The organism is Chitinimonas sp. (genome assembly GCF_041904975.1).
Classification (GTDB): domain Bacteria; phylum Pseudomonadota; class Gammaproteobacteria; order Burkholderiales; family Chitinimonadaceae; genus Chitinimonas.
Genome location: NZ_JAYRLZ010000005.1, coordinates 4,296 through 17,751, shown reverse-complemented (window position 1 = coordinate 17,751; position 13,456 = coordinate 4,296). Strand labels below are relative to the sequence as shown.

The 13,456-nt window shown below is 59.9% G+C and carries 13 protein-coding genes, 1 tRNA gene and 1 pseudogene; 5 read left to right on the top strand and 10 right to left on the bottom strand.

The window, feature by feature from the left end:
* Positions 1-90: 90 nt before the first annotated feature.
* The 9 genes from ACE3OH_RS00885 to ACE3OH_RS00845 form a co-directional block, all read right to left on the bottom strand.
* Positions 91-870 carry a DUF2145 domain-containing protein gene (locus ACE3OH_RS00885; protein ID WP_374347256.1) on the bottom strand — a complete coding sequence of 260 codons (780 nt, stop codon included), beginning with the start codon at positions 868-870 and terminating at the stop codon, positions 91-93.
* Positions 867-1,274 carry a hypothetical protein gene (locus tag ACE3OH_RS00880; RefSeq protein ID WP_374347254.1) on the bottom strand — a complete coding sequence of 136 codons (408 nt, stop codon included), beginning with the start codon at positions 1,272-1,274 and terminating at the stop codon, positions 867-869. Before ACE3OH_RS00880 ends, ACE3OH_RS00885 begins: the two co-directional genes overlap by 4 nt.
* Positions 1,275-1,384: 110 nt before the next feature.
* Positions 1,385-2,404: a bifunctional nicotinamide-nucleotide adenylyltransferase/Nudix hydroxylase gene (locus tag ACE3OH_RS00875; RefSeq protein ID WP_374347252.1), complete on the bottom strand. Its 1,020-nt coding sequence runs from the start codon at positions 2,402-2,404 to the stop codon at positions 1,385-1,387.
* 9 nt (positions 2,405-2,413) lie between these two features.
* A complete protein-coding gene (locus ACE3OH_RS00870; protein WP_374347250.1) occupies positions 2,414-2,914 on the bottom strand; it encodes an O-acetyl-ADP-ribose deacetylase in 501 nt (166 codons plus the stop codon).
* Positions 2,915-2,922: 8 nt separating this feature from the next.
* Positions 2,923-4,599, bottom strand: a complete 1,677-nt coding sequence (locus ACE3OH_RS00865; protein ID WP_374347249.1) for an NAD+ synthase — start codon at positions 4,597-4,599, stop codon at positions 2,923-2,925.
* Between the two features lie 11 nt (positions 4,600-4,610).
* A complete protein-coding gene (locus ACE3OH_RS00860) occupies positions 4,611-5,231 on the bottom strand; it encodes a DUF4291 domain-containing protein (RefSeq protein WP_374347247.1) in 621 nt (206 codons plus the stop codon).
* 18 nt (positions 5,232-5,249) lie between these two features.
* Positions 5,250-6,446: a nicotinate phosphoribosyltransferase gene (gene pncB, locus ACE3OH_RS00855; RefSeq protein WP_374347304.1), complete on the bottom strand. Its 1,197-nt coding sequence runs from the start codon at positions 6,444-6,446 to the stop codon at positions 5,250-5,252.
* Between the two features lie 64 nt (positions 6,447-6,510).
* Positions 6,511-7,062, bottom strand: a complete 552-nt coding sequence (locus tag ACE3OH_RS00850) for a 2OG-Fe(II) oxygenase (RefSeq protein ID WP_374347245.1) — start codon at positions 7,060-7,062, stop codon at positions 6,511-6,513.
* 58 nt (positions 7,063-7,120) lie between these two features.
* On the bottom strand, positions 7,121-7,927 hold the full coding sequence (locus ACE3OH_RS00845; protein WP_374347243.1) for a hypothetical protein: 807 nt from the start codon (positions 7,925-7,927) through the stop codon (positions 7,121-7,123).
* Between the two features lie 561 nt (positions 7,928-8,488).
* Here ACE3OH_RS00845 and ACE3OH_RS00840 point away from each other — a divergent pair.
* The 3 genes from ACE3OH_RS00840 to ACE3OH_RS00830 all read left to right on the top strand — a co-directional run bounded on the left by ACE3OH_RS00840 (position 8,489) and on the right by ACE3OH_RS00830 (position 10,761).
* Positions 8,489-9,148, top strand: a complete 660-nt coding sequence (locus ACE3OH_RS00840) for an NUDIX domain-containing protein (protein WP_374347240.1) — start codon at positions 8,489-8,491, stop codon at positions 9,146-9,148.
* A gap of 43 nt (positions 9,149-9,191) precedes the next feature.
* Positions 9,192-9,734, top strand: coding sequence for a hypothetical protein (locus ACE3OH_RS00835; protein WP_374347237.1), 543 nt, complete (start codon positions 9,192-9,194; stop codon positions 9,732-9,734).
* Between the two features lie 160 nt (positions 9,735-9,894).
* Positions 9,895-10,761, top strand: coding sequence for a hypothetical protein (locus ACE3OH_RS00830; protein ID WP_374347234.1), 867 nt, complete (start codon positions 9,895-9,897; stop codon positions 10,759-10,761).
* A gap of 17 nt (positions 10,762-10,778) precedes the next feature.
* Here ACE3OH_RS00830 and rtcR read toward each other — a convergent pair whose 3' ends face one another.
* Positions 10,779-12,362, bottom strand: coding sequence for an RNA repair transcriptional activator RtcR (rtcR, locus tag ACE3OH_RS00825; RefSeq protein WP_374347232.1), 1,584 nt, complete (start codon positions 12,360-12,362; stop codon positions 10,779-10,781).
* Positions 12,363-12,688: 326 nt separating this feature from the next.
* On the opposite strand from rtcR, the gene ACE3OH_RS00820 reads away from it, so the two are divergent.
* Positions 12,689-12,762: transfer RNA gene (locus tag ACE3OH_RS00820), tRNA-Phe, on the top strand.
* A 284-nt stretch (positions 12,763-13,046) separates the two neighbouring features.
* Positions 13,047-13,456 (top strand): annotated as a pseudogene (locus tag ACE3OH_RS00815) (slipin family protein); the annotation flags it as partial.

The window sequence follows — 13,456 nt, the reverse complement described above, 5'->3', positions numbered from 1 at the left end:
AGCATAGGGCCAATGCCCTGATTCCGCGCGGCTTCTCTTCTGGGATACGCCCTATTCAGTTGGTCGGTCATAAGAGCGCGGGATATACGCCTACAGAATCCGCACAATTTCCCGCCGCTCTAGCCAGTCGTGCTGGGTAAGAAAGCGCTCGATCGACTCCACCGTCACCACATCAATCTGCCGGCTTATGCGGCGGCCAAAAGGGTGGTCATCAAACGCGACATTGGCCTGGGTGAGGCGGCCGCCCAGCCGGGCGAGGGCGGAAATGCTCAGTGTAGAAGGCTGATAGCCCTGTGACTGCAACCAGCTTTGCGCCGCCGCCCGTGTAGGTGCGTTCCAGCTTTCACCGGCCTGGGCAAAAGCCAGGGTTTCCAGTACCCACTGATTGGAATTCTGGTAGCGAGTGGAAAACGGGTAGGCCACCAGGTTGTAATGAGGCTCAAACATGCGATAAGGCTGGCGCAAAGCCTGCATCAGCTTGCCTTGCAGCTCGGGCTTGGGCTGCAGGATCAATACTTCGTAATGTAGCGGCGAATCCATGAAGAAATTGGCCAGTCCTTCGTCATACAACTCTGCTTGCGCCGTGCCACAAGTATTCAGCAGATGGCGAGTCAGCCACGGCCCTTTGGGATGATTGCGCCAGACAAAGCCTGCGTGGCTATAGCGCAGACCGTACTCGCTCATATCGCGACCAATCCGGCCAATGATCGCTACCTCTGCATTGCGCTGCTGCAAACGCTCACGCAATTGCACTGCCAGTTGCATCGCCTTGCTGGCCGCCTGCACGCTAAGCGGCTTTTCATCGCAATTTCGGCCGGCTTGTGTAGGTAGCGCCAGCCCAAGCAAAGCGGCTAGCCAGAGCGCCTTCATGAGCGCGCTTTCGAATGATGGAGCAAACCTTTGCCCAACTCATTGGGCACAAAGGCCAGCACCTTGCCGGCGGAAACAAGCAAGTGGCCGCTTGCTTCTGACACCACTTGCACCGTAGCACCACTGGCCAAGGCCAGTCCCTCAGCCATCTTGCCGCTGAGCTCCAGCGTCACTGACATCCCGCTGGCCGCAGATTCCAACACCACCAAGGACGCTTGACCACTGTGTTCGACCGACTTCACCAATAGTTCGGCACCGCTAGCCAGGACCACGGCACTACCGGCCACTACCAAGGCCGAGCCAAAAGCCGACGCTTCCGAAGCGGTTGAATGCGGTTCCGCCCAGCCAGGCAGGGCGCTCAGGAGAATGCTGCAGCTCAACAAACCGGTAACAAGGCGCGACATGGTTCACTCCTGTGTAAAAAGTCCAATAAAATCAACCGAGTAAATTGTATTGCTTCAATTTTTATCTTTGTAAAGAAAAAGCGTTGGAAATAGGCTGCCGCCGTTGACTGTTAGTCCGCCAGTAAATGCAGAAAATGATCAAGGATGATGAAGTGGTCATCATGCATGAGCGCTTCCAGCGCCTGCAAGTCGCTGATCGGCAGCCACTTCGCCGCCTGTGCATCGTCGGCGGCGCGGATGGCTGGCAGGCTGGTGCAGTCGAGCTGGTAGTGGAAGGCATGGGTCAGGGTGCGGCCGCGGGCGCTGCGGTCGGGGTGGTCGAATAGCTGCTGGCCCTGGTAGCCGCGCATCAGGGTGTCGCGATCGACCGCCAGGCAGGTTTCTTCCATCAGCTCGCGTAGGGAAGCGTCGGCCACCCGCTCGCGCTGGTCGAGAAAGCCACCGGGCAGGGCCCAGCAGCCCACGCCGGGCTGGCCGCCGCGCTGCACCAGCAATACATGGCCCTGGCAGCACACTACTGCATCGACGGTGACGAATACCGGCGGATAGGGCGCTGCCTGCCAGTCCTGCCGGTATTGCTGCAAGAAGGCGTATTCGGCCTGCAGGCGGGCAAAGTGGGCGGTGCTGGCAAAGTTGGCCAGAAACTGGCGCACGCTGGCAGGCAGCGCTTGTGCCAATGCCTCGGTATCGCCTCCGCTGGCAAACCAAGGGGCGCGCAGATCGGCTGCATTGATGCCGCCCTGGTTTTCTACCGCCAGCAAGGGCCAGTCGGGAAAATCGCGCAGATAGCCCGACGAGGCATCCTTGAAATGGCCGAACAGACCGACTCGGCCCAGACCCGGCAGGGCGGCCACCGCGCGGCGCACCGCTGCGGCCCAGCGGGCGCCGTTGTAGTAGTCGCGCATCGGCACGAAGCGTAGGCGTGCTGCTGCCTCGGCCGGCAGCGCGTCGATGATCATCTGTTGGCGCTCATCTACCGAAAACGGATTGCGCGTGGTGCGTGCACTGTGGGCCGAGCCCAGCACCAACACCACCTGCTGCGCCTGCGCCAACGCCAGCTCCAGCATGGCGGCATGGCCGAGATGAAAGGGCTGGAAGCGGCCGATATACACCAGGGTGTCAAATTGCATGATGAGCTTTCAGGGGGCCAGCAAGGCTAGATAAAGGGCCAAATCGGCTTCGGAAAAGCAGCAGAACACCACGTCCTGAATCGCTGTGCAATCGGGCAGGGCGGCGCGGACGCTTGCAACAGCAATCGCGGCGGCGGCGCCGGCCGGATAGCCATACACGCCGGTGCTGATGCACGGAAACGCCAGGCTGCGGCAGCCTTGCTGATCGGCCAGCCGCACGGACTGGCGATAGCAGCTGGCCAGCAAGGCGGCCTCGCCGTATTCGCCACCGCGCCATACCGGGCCGACGGTGTGGATGATAAAGCGCGCCGGCAGCGCGAAGCCGGCGCTCAGCTTGGCCTCACCGGTGCGGCAGCCACCGAGCAGGCGGCAGGCGTGCAGCAGATCCGGCCCGGCCGCCCGATGAATGGCACCATCGACGCCACCGCCGCCTAACAGCGAGGAATTGGCGGCATTGACGATGGCATCCACCTGCAGGGTGGTGATATCGGCCTGGATGGCGCGTAGCATGGCTGTCCTCAATATTGCGCCGCTATCGGCATCTGCCGGCCATTGCCAAAGGCGCGGTTGCGCAGGCGGATGATCGGTGGGGCCTGGCGGCGTTTGAATTCGGATTTGGCGATCAGGCTTAGCACCCGGTCGATGGTGGCTTGCTCGCCGCGCAGCTGCATGGCGTGGACAAAATCTTGTGCGGCGGCGTACTCGGCATCGCGCAGGCGCCGGCCCTCGATATGCAGCTTGAGGATCTCGTCCAGCACCGGGTAGGGCGGCAGCGAGTCGCTGTCTTTTTGTCCTTCCGATAATTCAGCCGACGGTTCCTTGTCGATAATGGCCTGCGGAATCAGCTCGCGGCCATGGCGCTGGTTATAGTGGCGCGCCAGCGCAAACACCTCGGTCTTGTACAAGTCGCCAATGATATTGAGGCCGCCATTGGTGTCGCCATACAGGGTGCAATAGCCGACCGAAATTTCCGATTTGTTGCCGGTAGTCAGCAGCAGATGGCCAAAGTGGTTGGAGTATTCCATCAGGATGGTGCCGCGGATGCGCGCTTGCAGGTTTTCCACCGTCAGGCGCGAAGGGCTGGTGGCAAAGTTTCCCGTGAAACCTTGGCGGTAGATCGCCACCAGCTCGGCTATCGGGTGCTCCAGCAGGCGCACGCCCAGATTGCGGCACAGCGTGACCGAGTCGCCCACGCTGCCGGTGCTGGAGTATTGCGAAGGCATGGTAATGCCGACCACATTGTCAGCGCCCAGGGCATCGGCCGCCAGCGCCAGGGTCAGCGCGCTGTCGATGCCGCCCGAGCTGCCGATCACCACCTGTGTGAAGCCGATCTTCGCTGCATAGTCGCGCAGGCCCAGCACAATCTGCCGGTAGTAAAACTCGCTGTCGGCCAGATCGAGCTGCACCGCTTCGGTTAGCGCTTGGCCGTTTTGACTGAAACCCCCATCGAATACCAGCTGCGCGACGGCTGGCTCGAACAGGGGCAGGGCTGCCACCACGCCGTGCCGAGGGTCGACAGCGAAGGAGCCGCCATCAAACACAATCTGATCATTGGCGCCGACCTGGTTCACATACACCATCGGCAGGCCGCACTGGCGTGCCACGCCGCTGAATAGCGCATGGCGCTGCACTGCCTTGCCGACATTGCTGGGGCTGGCGTTGATGCTGACGATCAAGTCCACCCCGGCCTCGGCCAGCGCCTGCACCGGGTCGAGCGCATAGTCCTGCCCCTGGCTATTCCAGGCGTCTTCGCAGATCAGAAAGCCAAGGCGCTGGCCAGCTAGCTCGAACACTGCCGGCTGCGCGGGCCCCGGCTCGAAATGGCGGCGCTCGTCGAAAATGTTGTAAGTGGGCAGCAGCTGCTTGTGATAGCGCAGCAGCACTTCGCCTCGGCGGATCAGCAGCAGGCTGTTGTGCAAGGGTTTGCCCACCCCTTCATTGCGCGTCACCGCCCCGATCACCAGCGCCATATCGCTATGGCGCGACAGTGCCAGCATCTGCTCCAGCGCCCCCTGCTGCCGCGCCAGAAAGTCCGGCTCTTCCACCATATCCTGCGGGTAGTAGCCGGACAGGCACAGCTCGCTGAACACCAGCAAATCGGCACCCGCCGCCTGAGCCAGCGCCGCCTCCATCAGCGCGACATTGCCGGCGAAGTCGCAAAGCTTGTAGTTGAGCTGGGCGAGGGCGATTTTCATGTTTGTTTCCTTCAAGCTGTGGCGGCGAGCGCCATGCCGATGCTGGTTTGCGGCTGATATACGCGCTCCAGTGGCAGCAAAGCCTTGGCGCCGGGCAGATCATTCGCTTCAATCAGGCCGTGAATCTGCTGTGCGAGCGGGGTGATATCGCTGATACCAACTATCCAGTCATTCACATAGCGCGCGACGGCATCTTTGCTCAGACCGATCTGGATCGAACGACTGGCTTGCGGGCGTAACAAGAGATCGCGTTCCGGGTCCCATTGAATGCGTACTGGCGCACTATCTTTTAGCCTTTGCCAAGTTTCGTGCGGCATACCATCGTCAGCGCGGCTGAGGCAGGCATGGGCCAGTGCCCACTCAAATCCTTCGCGCTTGATGTCGATAGCCAGGATGACGTTCTGGCCGCTATCTTTTAAGCCCCAGCCGGCGCGATACATCATCCACAGGAAAGATGGCTTTATCCAGGTCATGCGATCCATCTTGAATGGTGGCGAAACAAACCGGTTGGCGGCAAGCGCCGACTTGCCGATCAAGTCTGAATAGGCCTGATAGACCCGTATCGTGTCGTCGGTGTAGGACGCACGGATGTGAAATAGCTCGGGCGCGTCGATCATCAGTTTTGGGTTCATATTATTGTTCTCTTGTCGTTAACTGCTGATCTGGAAAACTTGCCCCAAATAGGAAAGGAAGCCCGGGTCCTCGCACATCCCCTTGCCGCTGCTATCGCTGATCTTGGCCACCGCCTGGTCATTGCAGCGCACCAGCTTCATCACGATTTGCAGTGGTTCCATGCCGCAGTCGTTTGATAGATTGGTGCCTATGCCGAAGCCGGTGCGAATGCGGTCGCCAAAGCGGCGGTACAGGGCAAAGGCGCTGTCGAAGTCCAGGCCGTCGCTGAATACCAGGGTTTTGTTGCTGGGGTCGATGCGCAGGCTGTTGTAGTGCACCAGCGCCTTCTCGCCCCAGGCAAACGGGTCGCCCGAGTCGTGGCGCAGGCCGTCGAACAGCTTGCAAAAGTACAGATCGAAGTCGCGCAGGAAGGCATCCATGCCCACCACGTCGGTGAGGGCAATGCCAAGGTCGCCGCGGTATTCCTGCACCCAGGTCTCCAGCGCGTTTTTCTGGAAGTCGCGCAGGCGCGAGCCAAAGGCCTGGAAGGCTTGCAGATATTCGTGCGCCATGGTGCCGATCGGCGTCAGGCCGAGCTGCTTGGCCAGCAGCACATTGCTGGTGCCGCGCAGTACATGCGGCGCCTCGCGGTGCAGGGTGGCCACGACCTTCTCGTGCCATTCGCGCGAAAAACGGCGGCGGGTGCCGAAGTCGAAAAAAACAAAAGGGGTGCGGCACTGCCGCTCACCGGCCAGCGCCTTGAGCTTGGCCACCTTGGCCGCCAGCCGCGTTTCGCCCTCGGCCCAGGCCGGCTCCCACGGGAACTGGCGGAAATACGCCTCGTTGACGATGGCCAGCACATAGATCTCGAACAACATGCAGTGCAGCATCGGACCCTTGATGCGAATGCTCAGCGTCTCTGGCGCTTCATGTGGAATGCTCACCTCGATAAAGCGGCGCTGCAGCTGGAACAGCCGCAGAAAGTCGATGAAATCGGCTTTGATAAAGCGCAGCGCGCCAAGAAAGGCCAGCTCATCGTCGGCGAAACGCAGCGTGCACAGATGGTCGAGCTGGGCGTCGATCTCGTCCTTGAGCCGAGCCAGCGGCGCCTCCGGCCGGTTGCGACACTTGAACGCATACTCGGCCTGGGCCTGCGGCTGGTGATGCAGGATGGTCTGCATCATGGTGAACTTGTACAGATCGGTGTCGAGCAGCGAGCGGATGATGGGGTCGATCAGGCGAGTCATGGTGGCCTCAAGCGTGGGGCTGCTGATTGGGGGGGATTGCGTCTTGCAGGGCCTAGCCATCGGCGAGGCGATACATCACATCGGTGCGCAGCACATATTTGCTGCCGGACTGAATCTCGGCGCCCTGGTGCAGCATGCGATGCGGGAATACCAGCGCGAGGCCGGTTTCCGGCTTGACGCTTTCCCATTTGAACTGGGTTTCGCCGCCGACGAAGTCGTGATTCAGATAGATCAGCAGGGTCAGCATGCTTTCTTCGCGCTCGCTGCGCTGGAAGCAGCCATCCTTGTGCCACTTGAAGTACTCGCCCGGTGCGTAGCGATAAAAGCGCCAGCGCTCGTTCAAGCCGGCCAGCTCCCAGCCGCTGCACTGCTGAGGCAGCAAGGCGCGAGCCCGCTCGAACAGGGTGGCCGCAAGAGTGGGATCATCGAAAATGACCCGTGCGTTATTGCGGATGTCGGGGCGCAATTGCGAGCCGGTGAGCAGATTGACTTCAGATAGCTCATAACCCATCTGCTCGCCCAGCTGGATGTAGTGGGCGCATTCGTGGGCGCTTAGAAAGTGCGGGATGGTGAAGACGCCGGCACCGAGGGAGGTGATTTGCATGGTGTTTCTCGTGCGAAGAGCTTGGTGATCAGGTTTGGGTGGCGTGGGCAGCTTCGGCCTAGTTACTTGCAAAGTCCTCGCTCGTCGCCAATCGCATGCCCTGCGCCACCAATTCATCGAGAAAGGCTTTGCCCAGCGCTTCGAAGCCCGGCACCGGGCTGCAGCAGTCGCGCAGTAGTACCAGCTTGGCGGCGCTGCCGGGGCCGAGTGCTTCGACCAGGTCGCGCACGGTGCTGGCTACGCAGTGCGATAGCGCTTCACCGGCGATAACGATGGTATCGGCCTCGGCCAGCTTGGCCAGTAGCGCCAGATTGGCGCTGGTGGCCGGGTCGTCCGGGGTCGGTACCTCGGCCTGGATGGCCGAATAGTGCTCGGTGCTGGGGTTTTCGCCCTTGTTGACATAGTTGACCGAGCCCAGTCGTTCGCGAGCCCAGCCATCAAGCGCCTGGGCCAGCTCGCCATGCACTGCCTGGCCCCAGCTGCCGATCAGGCAGTGCTCGGGCCAGATGATCAGCTGGTAGCGGCCGCGCTCGGCCAGCTGCCGCACATAGGCCAGGCTGCTGGCCTGGCGGGCCGGATCGGCGCAGCGCCAACGGCCGGTTTCGACCTCGGCCACACTGATCAGCGTGAACGGGGCGGGCGGCTGGCCTTCAGTGTCGCGCCACCAGGCCGGATGCGCGATATCGACCGGGTGGTGGCTGTCCAGCGTCACATGGATGGCATCGAAGCGATCGCCGTGACGGGCAATCAAACCAGCCAGCCGCTGCATATCGGCGTTGGCACCAGCCACGGGCAGGGCGGCACCGGCGATATCGCAGAAATCGTTTTGTGGGTCGATGATCAGCAGCTGGGTGGTGGCTTTCATGGTCTGCCTCGGTATGCGTTGGCGTTGTGCTGAGTGCATTGTGGCAAACATAGTTGCATTATGCAACTAACAAGAATTGGTAACTTCACCAAAGATCCGGAAGGAAGCAATATGGCCGCAATTGCTGGCTAAATTGCTTTCTGCCGGTGCAAGATGTCGAGCTTTTGTTAGTGTTACAATGCAACTAATGATGAGAAGCCAAGACACTCCTGCCTGCGTTGCCGCTGGCTGCTCAGGCGTTTGGCCCTCCGGCCCTGGCTTTTACCGGCCGCTTTTTCTGAGCCTTGAGCGACAAAAGCGCAAATCTTTCACCACAGAGCGCACGGCCTACGCAGAGGAAAGCCGCCATGAGCTTGGCCGGCATACTCGTAGGTCGGAACTTGTTCCGACGGCCATGTTTGGCCGTGCTCACGAATTGCCTGCTGCTGTCGGAATGAATTCCGACCTACCGCTCAAGCAAAGAAGCCCGCACTAGCGGTTCTCTGTAGTGAAAGGCGTTGGCGGCAGGTAGTACGCAAGCAGCAACATTACTTTTCGGTTCGGCTTCTTGAGAGCTTCCCCATGGAACAAAGCATTATCGTGACGGTGGATGTGGTGTTGTTCACCCTGGCGGGTGACCAGCTGCAGATCGTGCTGCTCAAGCGCGAGCGCGAGCCCTATGCCCAGCAGTGGGCCCTGCCCGGCGGCTATATCCATGCGGATGAGGATCGCGATGCACAGGCGGCCGCCGCACGGGTGCTGCGCGACAAGACTGGCCTGATCTCGCCCTACCTGGAGCAGCTATTCACCTTTAGCGGCGGGGTGCGCGATCCGCGTGGCTGGTCGGTCAGCATCAGCTATTACGCCCTGGTGCACGAAAGCCTGCTGGTGGCCGATGAAGCGCACCGCTTCAGCCTGTGGCCGGTGGATGCGCTGCCCGATCTGCCGTTCGATCACCAGCGGGTGGTGAGCTACGCAGTGCAAAGGCTGCGCGACAAGTCCAGCTATTCATCCCTGCCCTGCCATCTGCTGCCGCCGCTATTCACCCTGACCGAGTTGCAGCACACCTATGAGCGACTATTGGGCCAGCCGCTCGATAAAAGCGTATTCCGCCGCAAACTGCCCGAGCTGGACTTTCTCGAAGCGGTGCCCGACGCCATCCGCCTGGGCAAGCATAGACCGGCACAGCTTTACCGGCTGCGCCCGGATAAACGATTGGCGATTTTCGATCGGGCGATGTGAGGGCTGCTGGTACACTGCGTTGTCTTCGACTGGTTGGCGTGCAATGGATCAATCTTTCGCAGAGTTTTGTGCAATTGCCCTCCAGCTCAGTGAGCGTTATTTCCTTGAATTGTTGGGTGAATTTTTTCAAATTCAATGTTGGGCCCATATGAATGCTAGGTTTTATTTATCTGTTGCAGGTAAGTACTTGTTTGCTTTTATAGCGATAGTTTTATTATTCGTGGCGGTCGGCCCTGCGGCAGGTAGCAATTTCCTTTTGGTTGTTCCTGGTGTGCTATTGTTTGCATATGTAATTGGAGCAATTCCAGCGGCAATAGCAGGGGCGATTTTCGCGTTTTTTATGTTGCTTACGTACAATCGTGATGAGCCTGAGAATACTCTGGGCTGGAACTTTGGTTTATTGGTGGGTGGCTTCGTCGGCCTATTTGCAGTGGATCTTGTTGGCGTTCGAAGTGTGCCAGGCGCAGATGTAATTTCAACTATCTATATGGTTTGTGGAGGCATTGGTGGGGGGCTATGTGGAGGTTTGGCGAAATATGTAGTTAGGCCAATACTGGGCCACAAATCTCGGGACAAGTTGGCCTGACGTTAGGTGCCAATCCAGATGCTGCTGAACGATGAGGTGCGGCATGATCCTTTGCTCTAGCAATTCCGTCGAGTGGGACCACCCACAAACAGCCAAGAGCATTCAGGAGTTTGTTTCGATTCGTGCTACGTCAGCACTCCCCATTTCGTCGATTTGAATCATGATCGGACCATATGAAACATTCGCCGACGCAAGGCGAATCGCAAAGGAAGTACTGGCAGGCGCTGACCCATATTTGGGTTGTGGGCTCATTTGCGAAATTTCGAAAAAGCTGGGCTCTCCACCCTCTCTGGCGCTATTCGAACTCCTGGCTCACGAACAGTCGGGGCATGAACACCTTGGTATTACGCCCGACGATTTGCTAGTGGAAATACTCGCGGCGCTGCGTGCCTTGGTATCTGACAATGCTGGCCAAGAGACGGCCAGTGTCGTCCCCGCCATGAGCAAGCGTATCCCCAAGGATTGCAAGGGGATTGAGCTGGGTATTGGCTCCCGAATTCGGCTTTTGTCCCTGTCGGGTCGATGGTTAGAAGAGCTGCCAAATGACGAAATCGCTGATGTCCGGTCAATGATTGGAGAGCTTTTCGTCGTAGAAGAAATTGACGAATATGGGCAACCATGGATACACAAGTCTTGGATGAGTCCGGTCGATGGTATTTGCCGCGGGCACTCCATTGCTTTAGAGCCGCACGAAGCAGAATGCGTAACTGGTCAAAGCAACTTGCCGCCACTAAAAGTGGTCCTCAGCTGCGCAAACGGATACCGGCCGGAAATTGGCTTGGTTGTTGAGCGGCTTATCGCAAGTGGAGTCATTTATATCGGTGTCGTCGGCAAAGAGTCCGAAAAGATTAAAGACATCGTTGATGAGATTGCGGTCGGCGATGGATCTGCCCCGAGGTTTGTATTAACAGCATCGCATCCGGGAGTCACACTCGAAGATGCAATCAACTTTGCTCAGTCGCTTAGCGGAGCGTATTCGGGCGAAGTTCAAGTGATCACGCTCCCTTGCGATAGGCTGTCCAAATAGCCGATCGAGTGTCCGGGTTATGCGGGCCTGATCGCCTGCCAATCCAACCCAAACCGCGCCAGATACTTGCGCAGCCGGTCTGCATCATTGGCCTTGGCCTTTTCCTGGCGGCTGACATCAAACAAGCGGCGGCCGGCGTCCGATAGCGAAGCGGACTGGCGGCACACGGCGATCACGTTTTCCAGCTGCATGCGGTCGAACAGGTCGAGGTCCGGCAGGCCTTGTGGCAGGCTGTCCAGCACACTGGCGCCCTGATCGCGCCAGGCGCCGCGCAGGCGGTCCAGCTCTTCGGCCACCGTGGCTTCGTCGATGCGGCCGTTGTCGGCGAGGGTGGCCATGCGGGTGACGGAGGCCGACAACTCGCGGAAATTGCCGCGCCATTTGGCATCGGTCGAGCCGGCAAACTTCAGATAGCTACGGCGCGCCTCGGCATGAAAGCGCACCTGCTCGCCGTGTTCGCGGGCAAAGCGGGCCAATTCGAAATCGAGATTCGGTTCGATATCTTCGCTGCGTTCGGCCAAGCCCGGCAGATCGAAGGTCCACAGGTTTATCCGTGCGTATAAATCCTCGCGGAACTTGCCCTCGGCCACCCACTGTCGCAAATCACGCACCGTACCGGCGATCAGCTGGAAATCGCTGTCTGCTTCGCGGTCGCTGCCAAACGGAAAGAAGCGTTTCTCTTCAATGGCCTTGAGCAGCATGGCCTGCTCATCGAGCCCCAATTCGCCGATCTCATCCAGGAATAGCAGTCCGCCATCGGCACTACGCAACAGGCCGGCGCGCTCGCCCTGGGCGCCGGTGAAGGCGCCTTTCACATGGCCGAACAGGGCTGACATGGCGCTGTCGCCGCGCAGGGTGGCGCAGTTCACTTCCACAAAGCGGCCAGCCAGCTGGTGGCGGGCCTTTTTCATTTCATATACCCGCCGCGCCAGGAAGGACTTGCCGGCGCCGGTTGGCCCGCATAGCAGCATCGGCGCCCTGGAGCGCACCGCCACGCGTTCGATCTGCTCGATCATCCGGTTGAAACGGGCGTTACGGGTGGCAATGCCCGACTTGAGGAAGGACAGGGTCTCGGCCTGGTCGCGGGCAAAGCGGGTGGCGATCTTGGCGTAGCGCGACAGATCGAGGTCGATCACCGCATAGCTGCCCACCACTTCGCCCAGCTCCTTTTTGCGCGGTGGCGAGGTCTGGATCAGCTGGGCCGGCAGGTAACGCGCCTCGGCCAGCAGAAACCAGCAGATCTGCGCCACATGGGTGCCGGTGGTGATATGGATCAGATAGTCCTCGGCTTCGGTGTCGAAGCTGTAGCCATGGGCAAAGTCGTGCAGGGTGGCGTACACCTCCTCGAAGTCCCACGGGTCGCGCAGATTGACCTCGACGCTGACTACCTCGGTTTCTGGCGAAATCGCCGCGATATCGGCCTTGATCCGGTCGAACAGGCCACGGCTGTGGCTCTCGTGCAGCAGCTCCAGCCGGTCGATCAGCAAGTCGTCTTGCTGGCACAGGCTGACGGTGGGCCGCCACTTCTCCCAGCGATCGCGCCCCTTGCCCACATAGTCGAGCACGGTGCCGACAAAGCCGATGGCTACCTTCTTTTTCATCTGATGTTATCCATCTGGATAAATGACTATCTGATTGTATTGATATTTGCAGGGTTTGGCGAGCAGCGCTGAATATCTGGCGTGAGATTTAATTCAATAAAAACAGATGGATAGCGATTTATAACAAGGCTTGTTCAGAAGCTGGCACGCATTTCGCAATATCGGTATTGATCGCGAAACTGCAGTGGACTCGGGCGAACGGTTGTAGACCGTGCCGGTGCGCACTGCCCGGCTCTGCCGGTTGCTTGCTGCGTATGCCGCCTTGCAGGGAAACGATCACGGCGATGCTTGGTAGCTTCGTTCAGGTTCGATCCCTGATACCGCCCCATTCGATAGCTCAATGGTAGAGCAGCTGGCTAAACCCCAGCGTGTCGCGGGTTCGACTCCCGCTCGAAAACCACCCCTTTACGGTGACCATGAAAGCAGTACCCGTAGTACCCGGTGCGGTGGCAACACCGCCGCCGGCCCTAGACGGCAGCGGCATCCGCCGGTGTGGCAGCTGGGCTGGTCCGGGCGAGTCCGAGCCGATCTGCAGCGAGTTACGCAGACGGTGTCAGGCAAGCCCAGGACCAGGCTCTGGCCCCCGCACTAGTCATGTCGCCGCCCTCCGGGGCTGGTGCCCGCCGGTCTTGAGCAAACCCGACCGTGGCAATCCAAACCAGCCCGGTCTGAAAGGAGAAAAACATGTTGCAACGCTTCCTGATCCGCAAGAACGAACGTGGGCTACTGCTACGCGATGGCGACTTCCAAGCCTTGTTGCAGCCCGGCGAATTCACCCGGTTTCACATGAAACGTGCGTATAGCGTGGTGACGTTCGCGCTGGAAAACGCGCTGTTCGATCACCCGTTGGCCGACTACCTGCGCCGCAGCGAGCCTGCCCTGGTGGCCGAGGCTTTCCACGTATTCGATCTGGGCGATGAGGAAGCGGGGCTGCGTTTTGAAAACGATGCATTGGTCGAAATCGTGCCGCCCGGCTCGCGCCGCCTGTATTGGAAGGCTGCTGCGCCGCAACGCTTCGAGCGCATCGACCTGACCCAAGGGGCCGAGGTGGCACAGACGCTATTAGCCCGCCTGGCGCAGCCGACCCTGCGTGG